Annotated in this window: 20 protein-coding genes; 6 read left to right on the top strand and 14 right to left on the bottom strand. The window is 70.5% G+C overall.

Going from position 1 to position 26,225, the window contains the following annotated elements; translation table 11 throughout:
- Positions 1–170 precede the first annotated feature (170 nt).
- Together uhpT and ACFQWG_RS10430 are read left to right on the top strand one after the other, a co-directional pair.
- On the top strand, positions 171–1,658 hold the full coding sequence (gene uhpT, locus ACFQWG_RS10425) for a hexose-6-phosphate:phosphate antiporter (protein WP_380975058.1): 1,488 nt from the start codon (positions 171–173) through the stop codon (positions 1,656–1,658).
- A complete protein-coding gene (locus tag ACFQWG_RS10430) occupies positions 1,655–2,476 on the top strand; it encodes an inositol monophosphatase family protein (protein ID WP_380975060.1) in 822 nt (273 codons plus the stop codon). Before uhpT ends, ACFQWG_RS10430 begins: the two co-directional genes overlap by 4 nt.
- 33 nt (positions 2,477–2,509) lie before the next feature.
- Here ACFQWG_RS10430 and ACFQWG_RS10435 read toward each other — a convergent pair whose 3' ends face one another.
- The 9 genes from ACFQWG_RS10435 to ACFQWG_RS10475 form a co-directional block, all read right to left on the bottom strand.
- The gene (locus tag ACFQWG_RS10435) at positions 2,510–3,523 is read right to left on the bottom strand and encodes a LacI family DNA-binding transcriptional regulator (RefSeq protein ID WP_380975062.1); all 1,014 of its coding nucleotides are present in this window, start codon (positions 3,521–3,523) and stop codon (positions 2,510–2,512) included.
- Positions 3,524–3,608: 85 nt separating this feature from the next.
- The gene (locus ACFQWG_RS10440; RefSeq protein ID WP_380975064.1) at positions 3,609–4,463 is read right to left on the bottom strand and encodes a class II aldolase/adducin family protein; all 855 of its coding nucleotides are present in this window, start codon (positions 4,461–4,463) and stop codon (positions 3,609–3,611) included.
- A gap of 77 nt (positions 4,464–4,540) precedes the next feature.
- Positions 4,541–6,073: a rhamnulokinase gene (locus tag ACFQWG_RS10445; protein ID WP_380975066.1), complete on the bottom strand. Its 1,533-nt coding sequence runs from the start codon at positions 6,071–6,073 to the stop codon at positions 4,541–4,543.
- A 115-nt stretch (positions 6,074–6,188) separates the two neighbouring features.
- The gene (gene rhaI / locus ACFQWG_RS10450) at positions 6,189–7,367 is read right to left on the bottom strand and encodes an L-rhamnose isomerase (protein WP_380975068.1); all 1,179 of its coding nucleotides are present in this window, start codon (positions 7,365–7,367) and stop codon (positions 6,189–6,191) included.
- A gap of 9 nt (positions 7,368–7,376) precedes the next feature.
- Complete coding sequence (locus ACFQWG_RS10455) at positions 7,377–8,729, bottom strand: MFS transporter (RefSeq protein ID WP_380975069.1); 1,353 nt, start codon at positions 8,727–8,729, stop codon at positions 7,377–7,379.
- Between the two features lie 43 nt (positions 8,730–8,772).
- Positions 8,773–9,144, bottom strand: coding sequence for an L-rhamnose mutarotase (locus ACFQWG_RS10460; protein ID WP_380975071.1), 372 nt, complete (start codon positions 9,142–9,144; stop codon positions 8,773–8,775).
- A 164-nt stretch (positions 9,145–9,308) separates the two neighbouring features.
- Positions 9,309–11,918, bottom strand: a complete 2,610-nt coding sequence (locus ACFQWG_RS10465; RefSeq protein ID WP_380975073.1) for a family 78 glycoside hydrolase catalytic domain — start codon at positions 11,916–11,918, stop codon at positions 9,309–9,311.
- A gap of 6 nt (positions 11,919–11,924) precedes the next feature.
- A complete protein-coding gene (locus ACFQWG_RS10470; RefSeq protein ID WP_380975075.1) occupies positions 11,925–13,244 on the bottom strand; it encodes an MFS transporter in 1,320 nt (439 codons plus the stop codon).
- Positions 13,245–13,355: 111 nt separating this feature from the next.
- A complete protein-coding gene (locus tag ACFQWG_RS10475) occupies positions 13,356–14,360 on the bottom strand; it encodes an acetylxylan esterase (RefSeq protein ID WP_380975077.1) in 1,005 nt (334 codons plus the stop codon).
- 173 nt (positions 14,361–14,533) lie between these two features.
- Here ACFQWG_RS10475 and ACFQWG_RS10480 point away from each other — a divergent pair, with 173 nt between their 5' ends.
- Together ACFQWG_RS10480 and ACFQWG_RS10485 are read left to right on the top strand one after the other, a co-directional pair.
- Entirely contained in the window at positions 14,534–15,706 is a 1,173-nt protein-coding gene (locus ACFQWG_RS10480) for a LacI family DNA-binding transcriptional regulator (protein WP_380975079.1), read from the top strand.
- Between the two features lie 40 nt (positions 15,707–15,746).
- Positions 15,747–16,925 (top strand): App1 family protein, encoded by a 1,179-nt coding sequence (locus tag ACFQWG_RS10485; RefSeq protein ID WP_380975081.1) that lies wholly within the window; start codon positions 15,747–15,749, stop codon positions 16,923–16,925.
- A gap of 26 nt (positions 16,926–16,951) precedes the next feature.
- On the opposite strand, the gene ACFQWG_RS10490 is transcribed toward ACFQWG_RS10485, so the two are convergent.
- The gene (locus tag ACFQWG_RS10490; protein ID WP_380975083.1) at positions 16,952–19,276 is read right to left on the bottom strand and encodes an exo-beta-d-1,3/1,6-glucosidase; all 2,325 of its coding nucleotides are present in this window, start codon (positions 19,274–19,276) and stop codon (positions 16,952–16,954) included.
- Between the two features lie 217 nt (positions 19,277–19,493).
- On the opposite strand from ACFQWG_RS10490, the gene ACFQWG_RS10495 reads away from it, so the two are divergent.
- Entirely contained in the window at positions 19,494–20,408 is a 915-nt protein-coding gene (locus tag ACFQWG_RS10495) for a DsbA family protein (RefSeq protein ID WP_380975085.1), read from the top strand.
- A gap of 4 nt (positions 20,409–20,412) precedes the next feature.
- Complete coding sequence (locus ACFQWG_RS10500) at positions 20,413–21,270, top strand: cytochrome c biogenesis CcdA family protein (protein WP_380975087.1); 858 nt, start codon at positions 20,413–20,415, stop codon at positions 21,268–21,270.
- 54 nt (positions 21,271–21,324) lie between these two features.
- On the opposite strand, the gene ACFQWG_RS10505 is transcribed toward ACFQWG_RS10500, so the two are convergent.
- The 4 genes from ACFQWG_RS10505 to ACFQWG_RS10520 all read right to left on the bottom strand — a co-directional run bounded on the left by ACFQWG_RS10505 (position 21,325) and on the right by ACFQWG_RS10520 (position 26,168).
- Positions 21,325–22,992: a S10 family peptidase gene (locus ACFQWG_RS10505; RefSeq protein ID WP_380975089.1), complete on the bottom strand. Its 1,668-nt coding sequence runs from the start codon at positions 22,990–22,992 to the stop codon at positions 21,325–21,327.
- Positions 22,993–23,180: 188 nt separating this feature from the next.
- Positions 23,181–24,389, bottom strand: a complete 1,209-nt coding sequence (locus tag ACFQWG_RS10510; RefSeq protein ID WP_380975091.1) for a family 1 glycosylhydrolase — start codon at positions 24,387–24,389, stop codon at positions 23,181–23,183.
- A gap of 31 nt (positions 24,390–24,420) precedes the next feature.
- Positions 24,421–25,281, bottom strand: coding sequence for a carbohydrate ABC transporter permease (locus ACFQWG_RS10515; protein ID WP_380975093.1), 861 nt, complete (start codon positions 25,279–25,281; stop codon positions 24,421–24,423).
- Positions 25,281–26,168, bottom strand: coding sequence for a carbohydrate ABC transporter permease (locus tag ACFQWG_RS10520; protein WP_380975095.1), 888 nt, complete (start codon positions 26,166–26,168; stop codon positions 25,281–25,283). The genes ACFQWG_RS10515 and ACFQWG_RS10520 overlap by 1 nt, the downstream gene beginning before the upstream one ends.
- Between the last annotated feature and the right edge of the window lie 57 nt (positions 26,169–26,225).

Raw genomic sequence — 26,225 nt, forward strand, 5'->3', positions numbered from 1 at the left:
GCCCGAACGCTTCCCGACATATGGAGTGCATCACATTCCCAATCCTCCGCACCCCAGTGCGCAATCGATTGACTAACCTCGACGAGGACGGCGCCGGCCACACGAGGTCGAGTCGGACGCGCGACCGTCACGATCGACCCTGAGACCCACCCGACCAGGAGGTAGCCAACGTGGGCGCATTCCGCGGAGCTTTCGACATCAAACCGGCCCAGGGCGGCAGGGTGCCCCTCCCCGCCCAGCGCAGGCGCTGGCTCGGGGAGTTCCTGAAGACCTATGCGGTCGTCATCATCGGGTATGCGGGCTTCTATCTGCTGCGCACGAACTTCAAGTCCGCCCAGCCCTTCCTCCAGGACCAGATCGGACTCACCACCACCCAGTTGGGCACGATCGGGTTCCTGTTCTCGCTGACCTACGGTTTCGGCGGCCTGCTCCTCGGTTTCTTCTTCGACGGGCGCAACACCAAGAGGATCGTCTCGGCGCTGCTCATCGGCTCGGGTGTCGTCGCGATCGCCATCGGCCTGACCCTGGCGACGGCGAAGAACCCCTTCGGGTACCTCATCCTGCTGTGGTCGATGAACGGCCTGCTCCAGGCGCCCGGCGGTCCGTGCTGCAACTCGACGATGAACCGGTGGACGCCCCGGCGCTACCGGGGGCGTTTCATCGGGTGGTGGAACGCCTCCCACAACATCGGGGCGATGATCGCCGGCGTCCTGGCCCTGTGGGGCGCCAACACCTTCTTCCACGGATCCGTGGTCGGCATGTTCGTCGTGCCCGCCCTCGTCGCGATCCCGATCGGCGTCTGGGGCCTCTTCTTCGGCAAGGACGACCCCTCGGAACTGGGATGGGACCGTCCCGAGGCCATCTTCGGCGAGCCCGAGTCCAAGGCCGACATCGTCAACGAGGGCGTCTCCAAGGGACAGATCCTCCTCACCTACGTCGTGAAGAACCCCGCGGTGTGGTTCCTGTGCATCGCGAACGTCGCGGCCTACGCCGTGCGCATCGGCGTCGACAATTGGAACGTGCTCTACACCCGCCAGGTCCTCGGGTTCTCCGACTACACGGCCGTCAACACGACGATCGCCCTCGAGATCGGCGGGCTGGCGGGGTCGCTGCTGTGGGGCTACGTCTCCGACCGGCTCGGCGGACGTCGGGCCCTCACCGCCACGATCTGCCTGGTCCTCGTCATCGCCCCCGTCCTCGTCTACGCGCACGCGACGACGCCGGCCGTCGTCTACCCGGCTCTCTTCTTCATCGGGTTCCTCATCTTCGGGCCCGTGACCCTCATCGGGATCTCCGTCATCGGCTTCGCCCCGAAGTCCGCGACCGTCGTGGTCAACGCCGTGCCGCGCGCCTTCGGATACGTCTTCGGCGACTCGCTGGCCAAGGTGCTCCTGGGCAGGATCGCCGATCCCGAGAAGGAGGGACTGCACCTGTTCGGCCACGTCCTCCACGGCTGGGGGGCGACGTTCAACGTCCTCATCGCCTCCGCGCTCGTCGGCATCCTCTGCCTGGCCGTCGTCGCGTTCTTCGAGGAGCGCATGCTCCGCGACGACCGGGCGTTCACCGAGCAGAAGGCCCGCCTCGACCGGGGCAGCGACCAGGATCCGACCGCGCGCCCGGGCGCAGTCGGCGACACAGAATCGGAGGATCTCAAGTGACAGCCGCCACCGCGCAGGCAGGAACACCGGACGACGACCTGGACGCCCTGCTCGCCATCGCCACCGACCTCGTCCGCCACGCCTCGGACATGGCCCTCGACCCGATCGGGCATCTCCACCTCGACGGGCTCCAGATCGACACGAAGTCCGACCGCAACGACCTCGTCACCGCGGTCGACCGCGGCATCGAGGACTACATGGCGAACGAGCTCACCGCTCGCACCGGCTACGGGATCCTGGGCGAGGAGGGCCACACGATCGACTCCTTCGCGGGACGGGTGTGGGTGCTCGACCCGATCGACGGGACGATGAACTACGTCCAGACGCATCGCGACTACGCGATCTCCTTGGCCCTGTGCCAGGACGGCGTCCCCCTGATCGGGATCGTCGCCGATGTCGTCGGCGCCCACCTCTACACCGCGATCCGCGGGCGCGGAGCCCGCTGCGACGGCCGCCTACTGCCCCGGGTGGAGAGGGACCGGGGCTACCGCGACAGCGTCCTCATCACCGACCTCAAGGAGATCCGCGCCCTCCCCCGCCTCATGGCCTGCCTGGAGGAGTCCCGCGGGCACCGCCGCTACGGCTCGGCCGCGCTGGAGTGCGTGGAGGTCGCCTGCGCGCGCGCCGGAGGCTTCGTCCACATGTGGGTCTCTCCCTGGGACATCGCCGCCGCCACGGTGATCTGCCAGGAGACCGGAGCCGTTGTCACGCGCCTGGACGGCACCCCCCTGGACGTGCGGCACAAGGGGTCGATCCTGGCCGGTTCCCCGCAGACGCATCGCGAGCTGCTCCAGCGGCTGATGGCGGACCCGCGCTGAGGCGCCGCCCCGGCAGCCGCCCCACCGGCCCGCTCAGGTCCGGCCCGGTCGTGCGGGCCCCGTCGAGGTCCGCACGACCAGCCGGCTGGCGACCCGCTGAAGGTGGGAGCCGCCCCCGTCCCCCTCGCTGCGCGCGATCGCCCGTTCGACCGCATGCCGCGCGATGTCCTCGGGCCGACGGTCGACAGAGGTCAAGCCAAGAGCCCGGGAGGCCGCGACCCGCGAGTTGTCGAACCCGCTCACCGACACGTCCCCGGGAACGGACAGCCCGGCGCGCAGGAGAGCGATGACCGCTCCCTGCGCGCACTGGTCGTTGTAGCAGACGACGGCCGTGGGAAGGCCCCAGGCCCCGTCCGCCGCCTCCACCAGGGACTCCATGGCCCGGAACCCGCTGTCGAGGTCCGAACCCGCCTGGACCGTCTCCACGCCCATGCCTCGCTCGGCGGCCTGGTCGCACAGGGCCTGCCGGCGGGCGCGCGAGGAGACCCCCGCCGGCCCCTCCAGGTGGACCACCCGCCGGTGGCCCAGTCCTGCCAGATGGTCCACCAGCTCGCCGATCCCGCTGGCGTTGTCGCTGACGACGAGGTCGTCGCCCGCCCTCGCGCGCTCCTGGCCGACCGTGACGAGGGGGACGCGCGCCGTCTCCGCGCTGACGCCCTCCAGGGTCCGCGGGTCGATGACGATGATCGACTGGGCGCGGAACTGCTCGAGCAGGCCCATCGCCTGCTGCGCGGGATGCCCCTCCGACACGCCCTCGACGAGGACCCGGTATCCCCGCGCCCAGGCCAGCGCAAGGATGCGCTCGTGATATGTGAAGTGCAGTTCCTGGTCCAGACGGCACAGCAGGCCGAGGACGCGGGGGTTCGCCGTCCGCAGCAGCGACCCGGCCAGATCTCCCTGGTAGCCTAAACGCTCAGCCTCGACCCGCACCCGTTCCCGCATGGGCGCGCTGATCCGCGTGTTCCCGCGCAGAGCCAGCGAGACCGTGCTGGTCGACGTCCCCACCGCGAGTGCGATGTCCCTCAACGTCACGCGCGTCGAACGCACTGCGGGACTCCTCCCCGATCGGACCGGCGTTGCCTGTCCCCGAGTCTATTGCCCGCCGAAGGGGGACCGCCCCTCCCGGGACAGCTCACCCGAAGAGGTCCGTGTCCACCCCGAATGCCTCGATGACCCGCTTCGACTCGGACTCGAGCAGGCCCTCGCCCGTCTGGGTGCGGTCGAGCCCCGCCGCGGCGACGGCCCCGGTGAGCAGCCGGTTGCGGTACTCGTACATGGCGCCGGTCTCGACGTACTCGACCTTGTCGACGGCCGCCAGCGGCGAGTCGTCGGAGCGCACCATGATCCCGTGCTTCGACCACAGGACGATCTGGTGGTCGCGCAGGCCGGCGACGTTGGCGGCGCCGAGTTCCTCCCCGCCGGGGACCATGAAGTCGAGGACCTTGATGCCGGCCGGCACCTGCACGATGGTCTCGGGCTCCCACCTCAGGACCGCATGGTTGAAGTCGTGCTGCGTGCGCAGCCCGGGGATGTGCGACAGGCTGACGAGATAGGGCGGCTGGGCGTGGATGACGGCCTGGAAGTCGAGGCCGCGCCGCGTCACCTGGTCCTCGTGGACGCCCAGGTGGCTGTTGAACTCGGAGGTCGGCTTCGTGTAGGCCCGTTCGGGGGCCGTGCGCCAGGTGGCGCGGGTCCCGCCCTCCTGGACGATGACGACGGAGACGTTCTCCCGGGGGGCCTCACGCACGTCGCGCAGCCGGCAGCCCGACCCGGTGACGAAGAAGGTCCATCCGGCCAGGCCGGGGACGGCCACCGGCAGATCGATCAGGGAGGTCTCGGGGAAGAAGTCGTCGAGGTCGGGCGGGGTCTGGCGGATGGACACCGAGATGTTGCCGGCGCCGGCCTCGCAGGCGCCCATGTGGTCCAGGCGCTCTCCGGCGCGGCCCATCGAGTCGAGGATCGCGGCAGCGGTGGTGGGGTGGGTCATGGTGATGTCTCCTTCGCGGGCGTGTGCCCGGATCTGTACGGCGTGAGGGTGGGGATGTCAGGTGCGGGAAGAAGGGGTCAGCGGATCGGCGAGGACGCCTCCTCTGCCCCGAAGACGCGCTGCTCCGCCTCGTCCCACAGCCGGGTCCGCCCCGGCGCCGGTTCGAAACGCGTCGTGGTCACGGAGCTCGCGACCACCTCGCGCAGCTCGTCCAGGCCGCCCGCGAGCGCTCCGACGGCGCGCAGCTGAACGACCATGTTGCCGATGGCCGTGCCCTCGACGGGACCGGAGACGACGGGCAGGCCCGTCGCGTCGGCTGTCGACTGGCACAGGAGGGCGTTCTTGGATCCGCCGCCGACGATGTGGACCGCGCCGATCGGCGTCCCCGACAGGGTCGTCGCCTCGCGCAGCGCGCGCCGATAGGCCACCGCCAGCGACTCCGTGATCGCCCGCAGGTACTGGGCGCGCTCGCGCGGCTGAGGCTCGCCGTGGGCGGCGGTCCACGCGTCGATCCGCCCCGTCATCGCGCCGGGCGCGGCGAAGGAGGGATCGCTGACGTCGACGAGCGTGCGCAGGGGCTGCGACGCCTCCGTCTCCGCGTCGAGGACCTTCCAGGACATGCCGCGCATGTCGGCGTCGCGCCACTGGCGCAGGCATTCCTGCTGGATCCACATGCCCATGATGTTCTTGAGGTAGCGGACCGTGCCATCCACTCCCAGCTCGTTCGTGAAGTTCGCGGCCATCGACTCTTCGGTGCGCACGGGGTGGTCCAGCTCGATGCCGACCAGCGACCAGGTGCCCGAGGAGACGAAGCCGACGGACGCGCGACCGGGTGCCGGGACCCCCACGACGGCGGACGCCGTGTCGTGGCTGCCGACCGCCACGACGGGCGTCGGCTCCCCGCCGCGCGTGCGCAGCGGGATGTCCTCCAAGGAAACGGGGCCGATGAGGGTGCCCGGTTCGATCAGGGGGGCGAGGAGGGCAGGGACCTCCACGCCGAGGCGGTCGTGGAGGAGGCCCAGGACCTCCGGGGACCAGCTCCGCGTCGCGGGATCGATCATCCCGGTCGTCGACGCATTGGTCACCTCGCACACCCGTCTGCCTGTCAGCCAGTAGGCCAGCAGGTCGGGAAGCAGGAGGGCGGTGCGGGCCGCGCCCTCGCGCACCGGCGTGCGCCCGCGGTCCGCGACCAGCTGGAACAGCGTGTTGAACGGCTGGTGTTGGACGCCGTTGTGCGTGTAGAGCTCGGCCTGGGGCATGAGCGCGTGCACGGCCCGGACGGCGGGCTCGGTGCGCGGACTGCGGTAGGAGGCCGGGTCGCCCAGGAGGCGCCCATCCGCGTCGAGCAGGCCGTAGTCGACGCCCCAGGTGTCGATGCCGATCGCGTCGACCGGGCCGCGCCGCGCCGCCTCGGTGAGGCCGTTGCGGATGCCCTCCCACAGGAACAGCACGTCCCACTGGAGGTTGTCCTCGCCCTCGACGGGGACGCGGACCGGGCCGTTGGGGAAGCGCGAGCACTCCTCGACGGCGAGGACCCCCTGGTCGAGCGTGCCGGCGAGCACCCGCCCGCTGGAGGCTCCGAGGTCGATCGCGACCACGGTGTGACTCATCGGTTGTTTCCTTTCCGGGGGAGGGGTTCCTGGTGGGCGGCGACGGGGAGCGCGGCCCGTGGGGGCGGGGGCGCCGGGACGGGCGGACCGGCCTCGGCGCCCCCGCGGACGGGTGTCAGGCTCCCCAGCTGGCCTGCGTGCCGCCAACGCGCTCCTCGCGGGCCTTCTCCAGGTACCCGGAGCGCAGGAACGCGCCGTAGGGGTCGGGATCCAGACCCTGCTCCTCGCGGAGCCCGGCGAGCAGCGGGCGGACGTCCGTGTAGAAGGCGTCCATGAGCACGCCGTTGGCGCCCAGCACGTCGTGCGCCTCCTGGGCGGCCGACAGGGCCTCGCGGTCGACGAGGAGCGCCTTGGCCGTCGCCTCCTGGACGTTCATCGCCGAACGGATCTCGCCGGGGATCTTCTCCTCCAGCTGGTGGCACTGGTCGAGCATGAAGTTGACGCCCGAGTCCTTGTCCAGGGCGCCGTAGGACACGATCTCGTTCATGATCCGGAACAGCTGGAACGGATCGGCGGCGCCCACCATGAGATCGTCGTCGGCGTAGAAGCGCGAGTTGAAGTCGAAGGCACCCAGCCTCCCCGCCCGCAACAGCTGGTCGACGATGAACTCGACGTTCGTGCCGGGCGCGTGGTGGCCCGTGTCGAGGCAGACGACCGCGCGCTCGCCCAGGGCGAGCACGTGCAGCAGGGCGGTGCCCCAGTCGGGGACGTCGGTGGCGTAGAAGGCCGGCTCGAAGAACTTGTACTCGAGCAGCAGCTTCTGGTCCTCGGAGAGGTAGCCGTAGATCTGCTGGAGGGAGTCCGCCAAGCGGTCCTGCCGGGCGTCGATGGAGTCCTGGCCCGGATAGTTGGTGCCGTCGCCCAGCCAGATCTTCAGGGTGTCGGAACCTGTCAGGCCCATGATGTCGATGCAGTGCTTGTGGGCGTCGATCGCCTTGCGGCGCAGCTTCGGGTCGGAGTTCGTCAGGGATCCGAACTTGTAGTCGTCGTCCTGGAAGACGTTGGAGTTGATGTTGCCCAGCGTGATGCCCTGGTCCTTCGCGTAGGCGCGCAACTTGGCGTAGTCCTCGGTCTCGTCCCACGGGATGTGCAGGGAGACGCGGGGGGTGATGCCGGTGAAGCGGTGGACCTGGGCGGCGTCGGCGACCTTCTCGAAGGGATCCCGTGGCGTCCCGGGCGTGGAGAAGACCTTGAAGCGGGTCCCGGCGTTGCCGAAGGCCCAGCTGGCCAGCTCGACGGTCTGCTCGGACAGCAGTCGGTGCTGCTCGGGGGTGAGGTCAGAAAGTGCGACCATGATGTGTTGTCACTCCTTGGTGGTTGCGGTGGCGGAAACGGGGGCGGAGGCCAGCTCGGACTCGATGCGCGTGGCCGAGATGACCTCGCCGTAGCGCTCCATTTCGATCTGCTCGAGCGGTTTGCCCTGGGTCTTCGGCGCCCAGATGGTGCCGATGAGGGTGGAGGCGACGAGGAAGCCGATGAGGATCAGCCCATCCTTGAGCAGGCCGTTCTCCGTGGCCAGGATGACCGGGAAGACCAACGAGATCAGGCCGGATGCCAGGCGGACGACGAAGAAGACGAAGCCCTGGGCCCCGGCGCGGTAGGGCGTGGCGAACAGCTCGGGCGACCACACGGAGTAGAACGCCTGGGCGGAGGGGCCGGAGCTGAGGCCCCACAGCAGGGCGTAGGTGAACGCCGTGCTCGCCGCCGTCGCCGGCCCGAAGGCCAGGACGATCCAGGAGGCGATGGCCAGGAGGCCGCCGACGAGGAAGAACCAGCGGTAGGGGACCCGGTCGACCAGGGCCATGTAGACGGCCGTGCCGATGATGACGATGCCCCAGGTCAGCATCGAGAACAGATCGGACTGCAAGGTGCTCCATCCCATGTTCCCCAGGATGGTCGGCAGGAAGATGCCGTTCTGGCTGGCGGCCTGGTTCCAGAACGTGTAGATGCACGCCAGGAAGATGAGCGCCGTGATGTTCGCCTTGCGGCTGAAGAGCGCGCGGAACGACGACCAGGCCGACGGCGGCTTGGCGCCGGCCCCGCCCTTGGAGGCCTGCCAGGCGGCGGACTCGTCCAGGCCCTGCCGGATCCACCATGTGACCAGCGCGATGACGACCAGGTGGGCGAAGATGATGCGCGAGCCCAGCAGCCCGAGCGGCTCCAGGGCCGCCGCCAGGCCGAAGCCGATGAACGGCCCGAAGGACCACGCCAGCTGGGTCGCGCCGACATGGCGGCCGCGCTTGTCGGCGGGCGCGAACTCGGCGATGTAGGTCCAGCCGGCGGGCACCGAGGCGCCCACGGCCAGGCCGATGATGACGAAACCGACGAACAGCATGGCCAGATCCCCGGCGAAGGTGACGATCAGCCCGCCGAGGGCGTAGACCAGCAGGTCGTACGTGTAGATGAATTTCCGGCCGTACTTGTCGCACAGCGGACCGCCGATGAGGGCTCCGATGGTCGCGCCGAAGGCGTTGGAGCTGAAGGCGGCGAGCAGGCCCGCGATGGTGCCGTCGTCGCCCGGGAAGTATTGGGATCCCCAGAAACCCAGGGAGGTCGCGATGGCGATGATCGATCCGGAGTCGATGTAGTTCGACATCGACACCGCGGCCGTCGCTTTCCAGCCCGTCAATCGGCGGGCGTGCGGATGAACGCTCATGTGGGCAAGACTCCTTCGTCGAATCTCTCGGTGAGGTCTGTGATCAGGCCAGATAGAAGTACTGGGACAGCACTTCGTTGGTGCCGCCGTCGGGTTGGACGAAGTACTCGGCCATCTGGGCCTGCCAGCGCGCGTTGACCTCCGTGGCGGCCATCGCCCGCTGGGCGGCGTCGACGTCGTCCGACTCGAAGTAGCCGACCACCATGCCGGTGTCCGGCTGCAGGAACAACGAGTAGTTCCGCCAGCCGGAGCCGCTGAGCGTCTGGCGCATCTCCGCCCACACATGCTGGTGGACCTCGATGTACTCGGAGAGCCGCTCCGGCCTGACCCTCAGCAGGAAGCAGCAACGGGTCGGGGACTTCTGGGTGGTGGCCGCCAGCTGGTCGGCCAGTGACTGATGGACTTCGTCATCCATGTGCTACGTGCCTCGTCTCCATCGTCTCGGTGGCGCGCCCGGGATTTGAATCGATTCAGGCGCGCATGAGAAAGATACGTCGTCGCCGTGAGATCGTCAAGGGCGCGCCTCGCCGCACCAGCTCCGGTCGCCCTCCCCCAGCGGACGCCTCGCGCCCGGCGCACTCACATGGCGACGGAGCGCGTGAACGCGCCGTTGCCCACCGTCTCGACCGGCAGGCCGGGCAGATCCAGGATCCCCGTGACCCCCACCGGGACGCGGCCGCGAACGGTCATCGTCCCGCCCTCGATCCTCCACTCGATGCCGGCCAGCCCGTAAGGCGTCTGCCGCGTGGTCCGCGCCCACGTCAGCGACCCGCCCGGACGCGGCGCGAAGCGGATGCGCCGATAGCCCGGGGCGTCCGGCGCCAGGCCGGCCACCGACTCGTGGAGCCATTGCGCGACGGCGCCCAGCGCGTAGTGGTTGAACGACGTCATCTCGCCGGGGTTGATCGTGCCGTCCGGCAGCATGGAGTCCCAGCGCTCCCAGGTCGTGGTCGCCCCCATCGACACGGGGTACAGCCACGAGGGGCAGTCCTCATGCTCGAGCAGCAGGTAGGCCTCCTCCAGGTGGCCGGTGTCCTGGAGGGCCCGGGTGACCACCGGCGTCCCGGCGAAGCCGGTCGAGATGGCTCCTCCGGCCGCGCGCACGAGCTCCGCCAGACGCTCTCCGGCCCCCAGGCGCTGCTCGGGCGTGAGCAGGTCGAACGCGATGGCCAGGGCATAGGCCGCCTGGGTGTCCGACGAGAGACGGCCGTCCTCGTCCAGGGCATAGCGGCCCCTGAACGCCTCGGCGACCGCGGACGCCTCGGCCGCCCAGCGCCGTGCCTCCCCGGCGTGGCCGAGCGTCTCGTGCATCAGGCCGAGCAGGCGCGTGGACCGCGCCATGTACGCCGTGGCGATCAGGTGGGCGTCGGTCATGGCCTGGAGGGGGTTGTCCGGAGGGGCGGAGGGGTCGAGCCAGTCGCCCAGCTGCAGTCCGCCGTCCCAGACCCGCGACGGGCCCGCGAGGCGGAGGATGTCCTCCACCCACTTCTGCGCGGACGGCAGCTGCCGGGCGAGGACGTCGCGATCGCCGGTCTGCTCGTAGAGGGACCACGGAACCACGGTCGTCGCGTCGCCCCATGCCGCGATGGCGTTCTTCCCGTTCCAGAAACCTCCCGGGATCCACGGGACGTACACGGGGACGCCTGCGCCCACGCGCCGCTGCTCGATCCACACGTCGCGCATCCAGTCCGTGAGCATGGGGGCCACGTCGAACAGATACTGGGCCGTCGGGCAGAACACCTGGATGTCCCCCAGCCAGCCGAGGCGTTCATCGCGCTGAGGGCAGTCGGTGGGGATGGAGACGAAGTTCGATCGCGTCGACCACACGACGTTCCGGTGGAGGCGCGTCACGCCCGGATGAGAGCATTCGAACCACCCGGTGCGCTCGATGTCGGTGTGCAGGACGCGGAAGACGGCATCGCCGGGCCGCAACGGCCCATGCCAGCCCGAGACCTCCGCATAGCGGAAGCCGTGGATCGTGAAACGGGGTTCCCACTCCGCCGGCCCGCGGCCGTCGGAGGTGTAGGAGTCCGTGGCCACTGCGCGCCGGAGGGGACGCGTGCCCAGCTCCCCGCCCTCGAGGACCTCCGCATGCCGGATCGTCACCGTCGCACCACGGGGGGCGTCGATCCGCAGCCTCAGCCGGCCCGCGGCGTTCTGCCCGAAGTCCAGCAGGTAGCGGCCCTCCCCCCTGGGCTCGACGGAGACGGGCTCGATCCGCCCCGCGCACCGGACCGGCTCCGCGGACGGGGCGACGAGCGTGGCCGGATCCCGGCGGCCGACGCGGACCGGGGAGAACCCGGACGCCGCCGGAGTCCCGGAGAAGCCCGCCCTGCTCCACCCCTCGGGCATCTCACGCGCGTCGTAGATCTCGCCCTCGTAAAGGCCGGAGAAGAGGATGGGTCCGAACCCGGCCTGCCACGACCCGTCCGTGGCGACCGTCTGGGTCGTCCCGTCCGCGAATCCGACCTCGAGCTGGGCCATCACGCCGAGGTCCGTGCCGAAGTTGTCGAAGGACCCTCCCTCGAAGCCGATGCGCCCCCGGTACCAGCCGTCCCCCAGCCAGGCGCCCACGGCCACGGGCCCCTCCTCGACCAGCCCGGTGACGTCGTAGGCCCGGTAGGCCAGACGCTCCCCATAGACGGTCCATCCCGGCACCAGCTCGTCGCATCCGACCCGCCGCCCGTTGACCTCCATCTCGACCAGGCCGTGGGCGGTGACGTAGAGGCGCGCCCGCACTGGCGCCCCGCGCAGGACCGCCTCGGTGCGCACGAGGGCGGGACGGCGGTCCGTCCCCGGGGCCTCGGGCCACCCCGGCCCGACCATCTGAGCCGCCCAGTCCGACGGCCACATCAGCCCGGTCTCGAACACGGCCGCATCCGACCACGGACTCGTCAGGCCGCCGCCTGCCACCCGGACGCGGAGCTCGACGCGCTCACGCGAGCGCAGCGGCTCATCCGGCCAACCGGTCCGGATCCGGGCGGCGCCGCCGACGGCGAAGGACCGGCTGCTGCGCCGGCCCCCGACCACCCGGGTGATCTCCACGACGGCTTCCTCCTGGACCCATCCGGACGGCGCCTCGGGCACCGTCCAGGAGATCCGCGGCGTGGTGGATCCGAGGGCCAGGGCGCCGTCGCGATGACCGCCGAGGGCGAGACGCGCGGGTGCGCTCAGCCGGGTCGCTTCCATCTCCGTTCACGCCTCCTGGGATCCGCGGGCCACCGGGGCCGGCCGAGGCCCCTCCAGGGACTCCGACTCGGCGACGACGTCCTCGGCCTTGCGCATGCGCCCGACGACGAAGTAGCCGAGCCCGCATCCGATGGCCACGACGGCCGCGATGAAACCGTAGAGGATGCGGGGCCCGGCCGACAGCACGGTCGGGGTCCACAGCGCCACCGCGGCGGCGACCAGGCGGGTGAACGCGATGGCGATGCCCTGGGCCGTCCCGCGGAGCATCGTCGGGAAGAGCTCCTGGGCCCAGACCTTGAACATCGGCTCGCCGGCGATCGCGCCGCCGATCGTGTACAGGATGCCCTGGAGGGCCAGCATGGGCACCTTGAACCCGAAGGCGATCGGGATGAGGAACGCGACGAGGCTCAGGATCGCGCACACGGCGAAGACTGGCATGCGGTATTTCGTGTCGACGACCCTCATGAGGACGTACGTCATCACGAAGGAGAGGGCGAGCGTGACGAGGCTGATCGTCGAGGCGATCTGGACGGTCGACCCTGCGACGTTGACGTAGATGTACGTCCCGAACTGCCCGTTGGTGTTGGCCGCGATGTTGACGAGGGCATAGAAGGCCGAGACCGCCAGCATCGGCGCGAGCCAGGGGGCGTGGGCGAGCTGCTTGAGGGAGGCCGTGTCGATGCTGCCCTCGTCCAGTCCGGCCACCTCGCGGTCGTGGGCGGCGGTCCACTTCTCCGACTCGGGCAGCCGCCAGCGCAGGACGAGCACCGCCAGCGAGACGACGAGGAGATGGGCGTAGAGGAGCCGGGCACCGGTGGCGCCCATGCCCCCGACGATGATCTGGATGACCATGGTCACGGCCATCCCGATCATCCACAGCATGTGCGAGAAGCCGATCAGTTTGCCGGCCGTGCCCTCGGGAGCCTCCTCGGCGATCGTGGCGAGGGAGGCGGGAAGGTCGGCTCCGACGGCGAATCCGAGCAGCGGGATGGCGATGTAGAGCGTCGTAACGGAGCCCGCGGTCAGCAGGAGGAGGGCGCCGAGGGCGTAGACCACCATGGTGGCCGTGAAGACCCGGCGGCGGCCGAACCGGTCGCCCAGCCGCCCGCCGACCAGGGCGCCTGCGGCGATCATGATGGTCAGCAGCGAGCTGAGCCGCCCGATGTGCGCGGCGTCGAGGCCCAGCGGCTCCTGGAACAGCACCAGCGCCGTGCCCGTGGAGACGATGCCGGCGGCGTCCAGGTAAGACGCCATGCCGGCGACGCCGGATCTGAACCAGACTGTGGCCGGGATCTTGGGCTCGGCCGACCCTTCTGATGAAGACATGTGACTCCCCTTCGAATCGGTAATTAACCGAGCGATATATTGCAATTGAACCGATTCATTGTCAAGGGGTCCCTTCTGCCGAGACAGCCGGGGCGCAGGGTCGCGCCGACGTCAGTCGAGGCGCCGGAGGCGCTCCCTCACGAACGCGACCTCGAGCGGCCACTGGAACTCCCCGCCGCCCTCGTGGGTGTTGTAGGGGTAGACCGTGATGTCCTTGTCGACGGCGCCCGCCGATCCCGGTGCCCCGTAGCGGTTGAAGGCGGCGAAGACGGTGGAGGGCGGGCAGGTCTGGTCCTCCAGGGCCGTGGAGAACAGGGCAGGCGCCGTCGCCCGTGCCGCGAAGCTCACCGCATCGACGTAGGACAGGGTGGTGAAGGTCTGCTCGGCCAGATCACGGTGGATGCGCAGGTAGTCGCGGATCTCCGTGTAGGGCGCACGGTCCGTGAGCCCCACGGCCCGCACGAAATGGCACAGGAAGGGCACGTTCGGCATCGCGGCGACCAGTCCGCCGACCAGGCCCGCCACCGCCAGGGTCAGCCCGCCACCCTGGCTGGTGCCCGTCACCGCCACCCGGTCGGCGTCCACCTGCGGCAGGGAGCGCGCCGTCTCCACCGCGCGCACAGCATCGGCGATGAGCCGGCGGTAGTAGTAGGTCCGCGGAGACTCGATGCCCCGCGTCATCACGCCGGACGCCGCCGGCCCCGAGCCATGGGGGTCGGGGGTGTCCCCCGGGGCCCATCCGCTGCCCTGCCCGCGCGTGTCCATGAGCAGATAGGCGAATCCCGCCAGCGACCACCCCACCGCCGTGTGCGCGAGCCCCCTTCCGCCGCCGTACCCGAGGAACTCGACGACCCCGGGCAGGGGGCCGGTGGCGCCGCGCGGCACGGACAGCCACGCCCTGACCGGCTCCCCGGCGAACCCCGGGAACGTCACATCGTAGACGTCGACCACGCTCACCGGGGTGTCGGCCCGCTTGAGGCGCACCCCGGGGCCCTGGTCCACCGCCGCGCGGGACTCCTCCAGCGTCTCCTGCCAGAAGTCGTCGAAGTCGGAGGGCTCGGGCACCTCGGGACGATACGCGCGCAACTCCTCCAACGGAAGGTCGAATCTGGCCATATCGGGCTCCTCCCTGTGCCGTCGACGGGGACGGCCCGTCTTCGATGGGCACTGTAGCGCCGCGCCGAACCGCGGCGGCGGATCCGCCCGGCCCGCGTATCGGGCACAATGGACGGCGGGCACCGTCGTGCCCGCGCACCGCCTCCATCGCCGATCCGTTCGAGAAGGAATTCGTGACCGCGTCCCGTCCGACCTCCCCCGCCTCCCCGCCGACAGCCTCCGGGACCGCGAGACGACCGAGCGTCAAGGACGTGGCCCGGCTGGCCGGCGTGTCGGTGGGCACCGTCTCCAACGTCGTCAACGGGCGGACCTTCGTGCGCGCCGAGGCCCGCGAGCGCGTCGAGGCCGCCATCGCGGAGCTCGGATTCGTCCGAAACGCCACGGCCAAGGCCCTGAGGACCGGGGTGTCGCCCCTGGTCGGCGTCGCCGTGCTCGACCTCGCGAACCCGTTCTTCATGGAGGCGGCCACCGGCATGGAGCGCCGCCTGAACCAGGACGGCTGCGTGATGGCGCTGTCCTCCACCCACTCCGACGTGGAGGAGGAGGCGCGCCTGCTGCACGCCCTGGCCGGCCAGGGAGTGCGCGGCATCCTCCTCACGCCCAGCGACACCGCGTTGACCGTCGCCCACGAGGTCGTCGGCCGGGGCATCCCCGTCGTCCTCTTCGACTCTCCGGCCACGCCGCCCGACATGCCCTCGATCTCCGTGGACGACCAGAAGGGCGCGGAGCTCGCGCTCACGCACCTGCTGGGGCTGGGACACCGGCGCATCGCCTTCCTCAACGGGCCCCGCCGGGTCCGTCAGGCCCGAGACCGCCTGGCGGGCGTGCGGCGCGCCGTCAGCCTGGCCGCGCGCCGCTCCGCCGGAGGGGCCGGGCGACCCGCCTCGAGGAGGCCCTCCCCGAACGACAGGGTCGACCTCGTCGAGATCCCGCTCGAGTCCTTCACGGCGAACGCCGCCCGCGACCGCGTCCATCAGCTGCTCCTCGACGCCGGGATCCATGCGGGGCCCGCCCCGCGGCCGTTGCCCGCCTCGTTCCCCACCGCCTTCTTCTGCGCGAACGACCTCATCGCCTTCGGCGCCATGACCGCTCTGCGCGACGCCGGCGTGCGCGTGCCCACAGATGTCTCCCTGGTCGGCTTCGACGACATCCCCATGGCGTCGGAGATGTCGGTGCCGCTGACCACGATCCGCCAGCCGATGGAGGAATTGGGCTGGGCCGCCGCGGAGGCGCTCTTCGCGACCGCCGACGGCGCCCCGGTCGGGCACCGGAAGTTCCTCCCCAGCCTGGTCGAGCGGGCCTCGGCCGCCCCGCCGCCCGACCGGCCCGACCAGTCCGGCCGGTGATCACGTGACCCCCGGACGCCCAGCCGGCGCGCGAAGATGGATGGGCGAGCCGCTCATCGACGACGAGTCGCCCTCGTGGCCCCTCACGGTGGTCACGACCCTGGGCGAGCATTCGAGCGTCCTCATCGCCCAGGCGCTGCGCGCGATCGGGTGGTGGCCCGGGCTGATCGCCTACGGCGGCTACGCCTCGACCACGCAGGTCCGCGTCCTGGGGCGAGCGCTCATGACCCGTTCCGGCGACCAGCGCGGGTGGCTGGCGCAACGCCGGGGATGGCGGCAGTTCTTCGACGCGCAGGTTCCGCGCCAGCCCGTCCTGGTCACCTGCGGGGCCGCCCGCGCCGTCGCCTTCGCCGACAGGTGGGGCTACATCGACCTCACCCTCTCGGACCATGGCCTTCCTCCCGGATGGCACTCCGCGCGGCTCCAACCGCTGCACCCCGCCGACGTCGCGCGCGCCGGCGTCCACGAGGGCGACGCCCTGAGCGGATCCCGCTCCCGTCCCGGCGCCCGCCATGTGCGCGCCGGCCGGGCCGTCCCCGTCCCCGTCCGGGTGGTCGGCGACGATGAGCGGGTGGGCATCGTCTCCGACATCGACGACACCGTCATGGTGTCGATGGTCCCGCGCGCGCTCACGGCCATGCGCCATGCCCTCGTGGACCGGGTGTCCTCGCGCGAGGCCGTTCCCGGGATGGCCTCCCTGTTGTCGACGATCACGCGGGTGAGCGGCGGGCCGGACGCCGCCCCCGTCATCTACCTGTCGACCGGCGCGTGGAACGTCGTGCCCACGCTCAAGGATTTCCTCGCGCGACTGGACTACCCGCGCGGCGCCTTCCTCATGACCAGCTTCGGCCCGTCGAACACGGGGTGGTTGCGGTCCGGCCTGGAGCACAAGCGCCGCGAGCTGCGCCGGTTGGCGGCGGAGCTGCCGGGCGTGCGCTGGATCCTCGTCGGGGACGACGGCCAGCGCGATCCCCAGGTCTACGCCGAGTTCGCCCGCGAGCACCCCGACCACGTCGCCGGCATCGCGATCAGGTCGCTCTCGCACCTCCAGCAGGTCATGTCCCACGGCACGCTGGCCCCCCTGGTTCCCGGGGCCCTGTGGAGCGTCCCCGAGCGCATCCCGGTCTGGTACGGCGTCGACGGCGAGTCGCTGCTGGCCAGCATGCGCGCGGGCGGGCTGGACCGCACCCTGGGAGGGCCCCCTCTTCCCCTCCGGTGAGATCCGCCTGCGCGGGGCCGGCGTCGTCAGGACGCGACGGTGAACCCGGCCCGCAGCAGATCCCCCTCCTTCGAGGAGTGCCCGACCAGCAATTCGAACTCGCCCGGCTCGACCACCCGCCGGCCCGACGCGTCGACGATCGAGCATGCTGCGAGCGGCACCTCGATGTCGGCCACGCGTTGCTCGCCCGGAGCCAATCGGATCTGCCGATAAGCCTTCAGTTCTTTGTCCGCCCACGACGCCGAGGTCACCAGGTCCCTGATGTAGACCTCGACCGTCTCCAGCGCCGGGCGTTCGCCCGTGTTCGTCACCGTCACCCGCGCGCGCACCGCCGTCTCCGCGCCGGCCTGGCCGTCCACGTGGACGAGGGCGTCCCCGATCTGCAGATCGGAGTACACCACCGTCGTGTAGGACAGCCCCTCGCCGAAGGCGAAGGCCGGGGTCTGTGTGAGATCGGCGTAGCGTCCACCGTGCTGGCCGCGGATCTGGTTGTAGTAGGCGGGCTGCTGGCCCACGTGGCGGGCGAAGGAGATCGGCAGGCGCCCGGAGGGCTCGATGTCTCCGAAGAGCAGCTCCGCCAGGGCCTGACCGCCCTTCATGCCGGGATTCGCGGTCCAGATCACCGCATCCGCATTGAGGGCTGACCCGGGGAGGACCAGAGGCTTGCCGGACATCAGCACGACGACCAAGGGGATGCCCGTGCCGGACAGCGCCTCGGACAGCGCGTCCAGGAGGGCGATCTGGCCGCCCAGCAGGTCCAGCGTGGCGGTGGAGCGTCCCTCGCCGGTGACCTCCACGCGGTCGCCGACCACAGCGACGCACACGTCGGACTCGCGGGCCACGGCGACGGCCCGCGCGATCTCGTCGGGATCGGCGGGAACGGGCCGGACGACGGGCGGCCGGGGCTGGCCGTCCGGGAAGGTCTCTCCCTCGGGATCCGGAGCGAGGACGAGGATATCGGCCCCTCGCGCGTACGCGACCTCCCAGCCCCTGGCGCCTCCGACCTCGCGCAACCCGTCCAGAACGGTCGTGATCATCTCGCGAGGCTGTCCGTCCGGCATCCAGTCGGCCTGGCCGGAGCTGCCCACCCAGTCCCCCAGCTGCGCCTGGGCGTCGTCCGCCAGGGGGCCGACAACCGCCAGACGAGGCCGCCGGGCAGGGAGGCGCGCACCGGCGGGGGCGGCCTCGCCGAGGGGCAGGGCGCCCCGGTTGCGCAGCAGGACCAGGGAACGCCGGGCGACCTCGAGATTGAGCGCGGCGTGGTCCGGCGTGCCGATGTCGGCGCGCACACGATCGGGGTCGGGGCGCCGCGGGTCCTCGAACAGGCCGAGTTCGAACTTCAGGGTGAGGATCCGCGAGACGGGCGCGTCCAGCTGGGACTCCGTGAGGAGCCCGTCGCGCAGCGCAGCCAGCGCACCCTCGAAGAATTGGGGCGTCGTCATGATCATGTCGTTGCCGGCGGAGACCGCCGCGGCGGCGGCATGCTCGAAGTCAGGCTGGACGTGTTGCTCCCACACCATCCGTCCGACGTTGTCCCAGTCGGTGACCAGCATGCCCCGGTACCCCCATTCGCCGCGCAGCACGTCGGTGAGCAGCCATTCGTTGAGGGTGATCGGGACGCCGTCGGTGGTCTGGTAGCCCAGCATGAAGGTGCGACACCCCTCGCGCGCGACCCGTTCGAAGGGGGGCAGGAACCAGCTGCGGAGTTTGCGCCTGGAGAGGTCGGCCTCCGAGGCGTCCCGTCCGCCCTGGGTCTCGGAGTAGCCGGCGAAGTGCTTGGCGGTGGCCAGCACGGCGGTCGGATCCCCCAGCCCCGATCCCTGGTAGCCGTGGACCATCGCGGAGGCGAGCTCGCCGATGAGGAACGGGTCCTCGCCGAAGGTCTCGTCGACGCGGCCCCACCGCAGGTCGCGCGCGAGGCACAGGACCGGGCTGAAGGTCCAGTGGATGCCGGCGGCGCTCGCCTCCACCGCGGTGACGCGGGCCGCGCGCTCGATCAGATCCGGATCCCAGGACGCGGCCATGCCGAGCTGCGTCGGAAAGATCGTGGCGCCCTCGAAGAAGGAGAACCCGTGGATGCAGTCCTCGCCGACCAGGAGGGGGATGGCCAGGCGCGTGCCCGCGTTGAGGCGGTGCGCGTCCGCCAGCCGTTCGGGCGAGGTGTGCAGCAGCGAGCCCGCATGGTAGTCGCGGATCCACGACGCGTAGTCCGCCTTGGCGTCCAGCTGCATCATCTGCCCGACCTTCTCCTCCGGCGTCATGTGCGCGAGCAGGTCGGCGACCCGTTGGGGGGTGGGGAGAGCGGGGTCACGATAGGGCGCGGACGGCGAGGGGGTGCGTGGGGACGTCATCGGTCTTCTTCCATGAGGACGGACGGACTGGGTCTCGGGACATCGGCGAGGACGGCCCCGATCCGCCGGGACGCCGACGGGTCAGGCCGGTCGGGGCTCCCCGACAGACAATCTATCGGTCGGTAGTTTACTGCGGGGACGGCTCGCGGGTCCAGCCCGCGCGGCGAGGCGGCCGGAGGACCGGGACCCGGGCGGGGAAACCGGATACGATCGGCCCGTGGTCACGGCGACGGAGTACACCCGGCAGACGATGGAGTCGAGGCTTCGCCTCTACCGGCGCACGACCGTGGTGCTGGCGGTGATCTGCGTCTTCCTGGTGGTCGTCCTGGCCGGTCAGATGGGCCGCGGAACCTCGCCCGCCGCGGTTCCGGCATCCGGCGGCTCCTCGGCGTCGCAGGCGCCCGGACAGCCGGGAGCGTCCTCGTCGCCGACAACCGGGGCGGGCGAGGACTCCGGCGCGGGCGCCGCCTACGCGGACGCGCCCGTGGTGACGCGGGATCCGGCGGATCCGATGGCGGCCGGGAGCGTCGACGCGCCCGTGGTGCTGGTCGAGTGGACCGATCTGCGCTGCCCGTTCTGCGCGGCGTTCGCACGCGACACCCTGCCGGCGCTCCTCTCCGAGTATGTCGACTCGGGGCTGGTGCGCCTGGAGGTCCGCGACGTCGCCTTCTTCGGGGACCAGTCCGAGGACGCGGCGGTCGCGGCGCGCGCGGCCGGCGAGCAGGGCCTGGCGATGGAGTACATGGAGACGGTCTATACGGCGGCTCCCTCCAGCGGGCACCCGGACCTGCCGCGCGAGACGCTCATCGGATTCGCCGAACAGGCCGGGGTCCCCGACATCGCGCGGTTCACCGCGGACCTGGACTCGGCGGACCTGCGCGCCGCGGCCCGGACGAGCACCGCGACCGCCCAGGGGCTGGGCGTGAACTCGGTGCCCTTCTTCGTCGTCGGCGACCAGGCGCTGGCGGGCGCCCAGCCCATCGACGTGTTCCGCCAGTACCTGGACCAAGCGCTGAAGGGGGCGGGGGTCGATGCCTCCGCCGCGGGCTCCGGGGCGGCGGGTGCCGGTCGGGAGGGCGCGGCCGCGAGGCCCGGGGGCGCGACCGTCTCCGGCGCAGCGCAGATCGGCTGACGCCATGGAGCTGGGCCTGTTGGGCGCGCTGGCAGGCGGGGTGCTCACCCTGCTCAGTCCGTGCTCGGTGATGCTGCTCCCAGCGTTCTTCTCCTACGCGTTCTCCTCTCCGGCCAAGCTGCTGGCGCGAACGGGCGTCTTCTACCTGGGGCTCATCACGACACTGGTGCCGCTGGGCGTCCTCGCCGGAACCGTCGGCGCCTTCGTCACCGCCCATCGCCTCACGCTGGTCGCCGTCCTGTCCGCGGTCGTCATCGCGCTGGGCGTGCTGATGGTCCTCGACGTCCCCCTCCCCTCTCCTCCCTCGCGTCGGCGGACCGGAGGCGTGGACTCCGGGGCCCCGGGCGCACCGGGCGCGGGCGGCGCCGCCGACGGCACGTCCGCCCTGGCCGTCTACGTCCTGGGCACGGTCTACGGCCTGGCGGGCGTGTGCGCAGGGCCGTTGCTGGGCGCCGCGCTCACGGTCGCGGCCATGTCCGCGAGCGCGCTGTACGGCGGCTTGGTGCTGCTGGTCTTCGCCGCCGGGATGGCCCTCCCCCTGGTGCTGCTCGCGGCGCTGTGGCGACGGCTTCCCGCCATCCAGCGCCTGGTGCGCCCGCGCATGGTCCGCCTCGGTCCGGTCACGACCACCGTCACCGGGATCGTCGGAGGGCTGCTCACCTGCGCGCTGGGCGTGCTGATGCTCGTGACGGGCGGGACCTCGTCGCTCGGCGGGCTCCTGGGGGCCTCGAAGCAGGTGGAGCTGGAGGCCGCCGTCCGCCTGGCGACGCAGGCCGTCCCGGACTGGGCGGTGCTCGTCGCCGTGGCAGCCGTGGCCGGGATCGCGTGGCGCGTCTCGCGTGCCCGCGCCAGGACGCCCTGACGGCCCGCCCCCGGTCCGGGCCGGGGGCGGGCCCGCGCGCTCAGGCGCCCCGGTTCAGGCGTCCAGCCCGAGGGGAGGGAGCGCCGGGCGCTCGTCCAGCGCCGTCATCGCGCCAGCGCTGTCGGCCTCGTAGAAGCGGCGGAGGTCGCCGATGAGCTTCGACAGCGCGGCCGGGCTGGTGTAGACCATGTGCCCGGCGCGGTAGTACGTGAAGGCGATGTTGGCGCGCAGGGCGGCGGGCAGGGCCAGGTGGTCGATGTCGTACTCGGTCTGGAAGAAGGGCGTCGCCAGGTCGAAGTACCCGTTGGCCACCAGGACCTTCAGGCGCGGGTTGCGCACGACGGCGGCCGCCAGATCCGGGATGACCTGCGGGTGGGTGAGCTGCGTTCCCCACATCGTCTTCGTGTGCTCAGGCAGTTTGTGCGACCACGTCCACCCCTTGCCGGGCTCGACGGACTCCCAGTCGAAGTCCGCGAAGGGGCGACGCTCCTCGGTCCCGCTCCACCCGAGTTCGTCGCGCAGATAGGCGTTGACGAGCGCCGCGTAGGCGGGGCTGAGGAAGGCGTCGTCGGCGACGAAGGTCTCGTCGTCGCTGGCGGCGTCCAGGTCGTAGGCGCTTACCCGCCCGTCGTAGCGGCCGACGACCTGCCCCTGGTCGCGCAGCAGTTCCTTGCGGAACCGGGGATCCGTGACTCGCAGGTCGGATCGCAGCACGTAGTCGCGGGATAGCCCGGTGAGCTCGCCGAGGCGCTCCGCCGCCGCGGCGGCGTCCCCGGGGGCCAGACGGTCCCCACGCGACAGGGCCCGCCTCAGCGCGCCGTCGGCGAAGACGCGTGCCTCCTGGACGTGAGCCTCCAGATCAGCTCGACCACCGGCCCGCCCGTGGTGGTGGGCGATCGCCGCATAGGTCGGCAGGTACCCGATGTAGGCCTGGTCGCTGCTGCCCAGGATGTGCCCGTAGTCGAGGATGTCGGAGAGCAGCACGAGTCCGTTGAGCGCGATGCCGGCCTCCAGCAACGCATAGGACAGGGCGGATCCGCGCACCGTGCCGTAGGACTCGCCGAAGACGTACTTCGGCGAGTTCCATCGTCCGTTGGCGGAGAGCCATTTCTGGATGAACTGGGCGAAGGCGGCGACGTCTCCGTCGACGGACCAGAGCTCGGGTTTCGCCTCGTCCGCCATCTGCGAGAACCCGGTGCTCGGCGCGTCGATGAAGACGAGGTCGGACTGGGGCAGCAGCGTCTGCGGGTTGTCGATGAGCTCGTAGGGCGCGGTGGTGGCCGGGGCGGCGCCGGCCGGGGGCACCGGGTCCTCCGTCACAATGCGGCGCGGCCCCAGAGACCCCAGCAGGAGGAACGTCGTCGCGCTGCCCGGACCGCCGTTGAACAGGAAGGTCACGGGCCTTGAGGGGTCCGCGTGCTCGCCGTCGGGCAGCGCGATGAAGTCGGCGTGGAAGACGCTGGCGGCGGGCGCGACCTTCTTCGTGTCAATGGTCAGCGTGGCGACGGTCGCGTCGTAGGACCGCTCTTCGCCGTCCAGCGTGAGCGTGCGCCGCGTCGTCCGAGTGGTCGGGGCCGGCAGGGGACGCTTCGGGCTCCTCGGGTCAGCGCTTCCCCCGGTTCCGATTTCTGCGCCGCACGGCGAGGACGGCGCCGCCTGGTCTGTTGCGCCCACCCGCGACGCCGCCGGGTCCGGTGTGGTCTGTGCCTGCTCATTCGCCATGCCCCCAGTATGGTCGGGAACGTCGTCGCCCGGCATTCGCGACCTCGGTATGGGCGTGCGTGAATCGGCGCGCGAGCCTGCGGCTGCCGGTCAACGCTGTGACCTGTCGCCGTCCGACGGACGTCAGCACGTCGCGCGCGGCGCCACGGCGGCGTCCGCCTGGCGCGACGCCGCCCGAAGGAGCGGACTCAGCGAGAGGGAGATCTCCTCGATTCCGCCTCCCGGCGGAACAGGTCGACGGCGGTCGATGGGACTCGCCTGAGCTCCCGGGAGGCTCCTCGTTGAAGGTCGTACAGCCCGAGCCTGTTCCAGAACCCGTCGACGTCCTCGCAGGACTCGCGATAGGTCCAGTCCACCAGGGACAGAAGCGGGAACCACGTGTATCCGACGACCGGAATCCCCTCGGCGCGCAGGTCGTCGACGCCTTCGAGGGACGCCGCCAGCCACTCGGCCTTCGCTCGGTCGGACTCGTTGCGGGACGTCTCGGTGACCGCCAGCGGAATGCCGTACCGCGTCCAGTACGCGCGCAGGAGATCGGTGAGGCCCTCGACGCCGCGGTCGACGAAGATCTCCTCGCCGGAGTCCCCGTACCGCACCGTCGAGGTCGCCGGATAGTAGTTGACCCCCATGATGTCGAATGTGCCCGCGTGGTCCTGGAACCAGTCGAGGTCGCTGTCCGCCATTCCGTTCTCGCGCAGGTACGGGACCATCGGATGAGAGCCGTCCACCCGTCCGAGGTAGAGGTCCGTCGCCAGGAAACGCCACTCGCCGAGCAATTGCTCGCCCATGTTCGGGAAGTTCGACCCTGCCCACCGGAAACCCGCGTCGACGTGGACCAGACGGGCGTCGGGCACCGTCTCCCGGATGCGCTGGGCTGCGACCGCCATCCCGCGACAGAGCGGTCCAAGCACTTTGACCAGTCCGTCCTCGCCCCGCAGATAGGGCGGCCAGAGTCCTTGCCGCCCGCAGCGGAGGACGTTGACCATCGGTTCGTTGACGGGGGTGTAGGAGCGGAAGACGTCTTTGTAGCGATCGGCCACGGCCCCCGCGTACTCGCCGAAATGCTCGGGATACGACGCGTTGAGGAATGAGTTGTCCAACCAGAGCGGGGTCCCGTAGTGCAGCAGGTCGACGACCACGTCGAGGCCCAGGGATTGCGTGTGCTCCGCGACCTCGTCGATCCAGCGGAAGTCGTACTCGCCCTGCTCAGGCTCGACGAGGTACCACGGCACGCCCCATCGCACGTATCGGGCCCCGCACTCCGCTGCGAGCCTGAGGTCCTCGCGCCAGTACGTGTAGTGCTGCGTGAGTTCGTACTCGTCGAGCTTCCTCATCCCGGGCGCTTCCTGTGGGATGAAGGTGTCCTCGATTCCGACACCGAGGGACAGGTTCTCCATCACTTCGACTCCTCATCATTGGCAGGGGGATTCACGACTTCATCCCGGTGGTGGCGATTCCTTGCACGAACGTCTTCTGGATGGCCAGGAAGAACACGATCAGCGGCAGCAGCGCCAGGACGGAGCCGGCCATCAGCAGGCCGTACTGCACGACGTGCTGGCCCGTGAACATCTGGAGGCCCGCGGGCAGGGTGGCTCCCGACATGTCCGTCGACATGACCAGCGGCCACAGCAGGTCATTCCAGTTGTACTGGAAATGGAAGAGGCCGAGCGTCAGGATGGCCGGCTTCGTCAGGGGAAGCATGATCCGGGTGAAGACGCCCATCTCGCTCGCCCCGTCGATCCGCGCCGCCTCCTCGAGGTCCTTCGGCAGTGACAGGAAGAACTGGCGCATGAAGAAGATGCCGAACGCGTTCGACATCCTCGGCATGATCATTCCGATGAGCGTGTGGTCGACACCGAGCTTCACCGTCTCCTCGAAGAGGGGGATGAGGACCGACGGGTAGGGGACCAGCATGAGGACGATGATCCCGATGAAGACGGCGTTGCGGCCCTTGAAGTGGTAGCGGGCCAGCGCGTAGCCGGTCATCGTGTCGAACGCGAGAGAGAAGATCGTGACCGCGCCGGCAAAGATGATCGTGTTGACGTAGAGCTGGCCGAACGGAATCGCCGACCAGATGTCGAGGAAGTTCTGGACCGTCAGTTCGCGCGGGAACAGCGTCGGGGTGCCGGATGCCGCGTCCGCGTTCGTCTTGAAGGCCGTGAGGACCATCCAGATCAGCGGGAAGATCATGACGATCGCGACGAAGATCATCGCCACGGACAGGAGCCCCATCCACAAACGGTGCGCCCCGCCCTGGCGCCACCCCGCAGGGGCGTGGACCTGTGACATCAGTACGTCACCTGTCTCTTGGAGAAGTGCAGGTACTGGATCCCGGAGAGGACGAGGACGATGACCAGAAGGAGGTCCGAGATCGCCGCCCCGGCTCCGAACTCGAGGTTGTTCATCCCGAGTCGGTTGATGAGGACGACGAGTGTCTCGGTCCCCTTCGCCGGTCCGCCGTCCGTCATGACCTTGATCTGGTCGAACACCTGGAAGCTCGCAGAGAGCGCCTGGATGCACACGAGCATCGTCTGGTTCGACAGCAGGGGCCACGTGACGGTCGTGAACCTCCGCCACCCCGAGGCCCCGTCGAGTTCGGCGGCCTCGTACAGGTCGCCGGGAATGGATTGCAGCCCCGCCAGGAACAGCACCATGTAGAAACCGGCGTTCTTCCACACCCCGACGACCATCACCGCGACCAACGCGGAGGTTCGGTCGGCGAGGATCCCCTGCGTCATGACGAGGCCGATCCGCTCGAGCCACGATGTCACCAGCCCGTAGTTGGGATCGAGGAGGAACCGGAAGGCGATGGCGACGATGGCCAGGGAGACGATGAACGGGGTGAAGATCGCCGTCCGGACGAACGACCGCGCCCTGATCGCCTTGTTCAGAGCGATCGAGAACGCCAGGGAGAGCGCCACCGTTACCGGCGTGACGATGACTGCGTAGACCAACGAGTTCTTCAGCGCATTCATGGTGTCGGCGTCGCTGAACATCCACCGGTAGTTGGCGAGCCCGATCCACTTCGGTGCGCTCAGCAGGTCGTACTCGGTGAATGAGAGGTAGAGGTTCCTCACGATCGGCCACACCATGAATATCGCCAGGATGATCAGCGATGGCGTCATGAAGAGCCACGCGGCGCGCGTCTGCGGGGCACGGATTGATCGGCGGCCCATCGTTCTCCTTCCCCCTTCGGTTGCTTCTTCTCGGCGACGCGGCCCGGGGCCGCCCGC

This window comes from Schaalia naturae, assembly GCF_042665795.1.
GTDB lineage: Bacteria > Actinomycetota > Actinomycetes > Actinomycetales > Actinomycetaceae > Pauljensenia > Pauljensenia naturae.

Bases quoted from the DNA above. Each gene is read 5' to 3' on its own strand.
- ACFQWG_RS10440 (WP_380975064.1), bottom strand. From the start codon at position 4,463: ATGACCCACCCCACCACCGCTGCCGCGATCCTCGACTCGATGGGCCGC.
- ACFQWG_RS10445 (WP_380975066.1), bottom strand. From the start codon at position 6,073: ATGAGTCACACCGTGGTCGCGATCGACCTCGGAGCCTCCAGCGGGCGG.
- rhaI (WP_380975068.1), bottom strand. From the start codon at position 7,367: ATGGTCGCACTTTCTGACCTCACCCCCGAGCAGCACCGACTGCTGTCC.
- ACFQWG_RS10455 (WP_380975069.1), bottom strand. From the start codon at position 8,729: ATGAGCGTTCATCCGCACGCCCGCCGATTGACGGGCTGGAAAGCGACG.
- ACFQWG_RS10460 (WP_380975071.1), bottom strand. From the start codon at position 9,144: ATGGATGACGAAGTCCATCAGTCACTGGCCGACCAGCTGGCGGCCACC.
- ACFQWG_RS10465 (WP_380975073.1), bottom strand. From the start codon at position 11,918: ATGGAAGCGACCCGGCTGAGCGCACCCGCGCGTCTCGCCCTCGGCGGT.
- ACFQWG_RS10470 (WP_380975075.1), bottom strand. From the start codon at position 13,244: ATGTCTTCATCAGAAGGGTCGGCCGAGCCCAAGATCCCGGCCACAGTC.
- ACFQWG_RS10475 (WP_380975077.1), bottom strand. From the start codon at position 14,360: ATGGCCAGATTCGACCTTCCGTTGGAGGAGTTGCGCGCGTATCGTCCC.
- ACFQWG_RS10485 (WP_380975081.1), top strand. From the start codon at position 15,747: ATGGGCGAGCCGCTCATCGACGACGAGTCGCCCTCGTGGCCCCTCACG.
- ACFQWG_RS10490 (WP_380975083.1), bottom strand. From the start codon at position 19,276: ATGACGTCCCCACGCACCCCCTCGCCGTCCGCGCCCTATCGTGACCCC.
- ACFQWG_RS10500 (WP_380975087.1), top strand. From the start codon at position 20,413: ATGGAGCTGGGCCTGTTGGGCGCGCTGGCAGGCGGGGTGCTCACCCTG.
- ACFQWG_RS10505 (WP_380975089.1), bottom strand. From the start codon at position 22,992: ATGGCGAATGAGCAGGCACAGACCACACCGGACCCGGCGGCGTCGCGG.
- ACFQWG_RS10510 (WP_380975091.1), bottom strand. From the start codon at position 24,389: ATGGAGAACCTGTCCCTCGGTGTCGGAATCGAGGACACCTTCATCCCA.
- ACFQWG_RS10515 (WP_380975093.1), bottom strand. From the start codon at position 25,281: ATGTCACAGGTCCACGCCCCTGCGGGGTGGCGCCAGGGCGGGGCGCAC.
- ACFQWG_RS10520 (WP_380975095.1), bottom strand. From the start codon at position 26,168: ATGGGCCGCCGATCAATCCGTGCCCCGCAGACGCGCGCCGCGTGGCTC.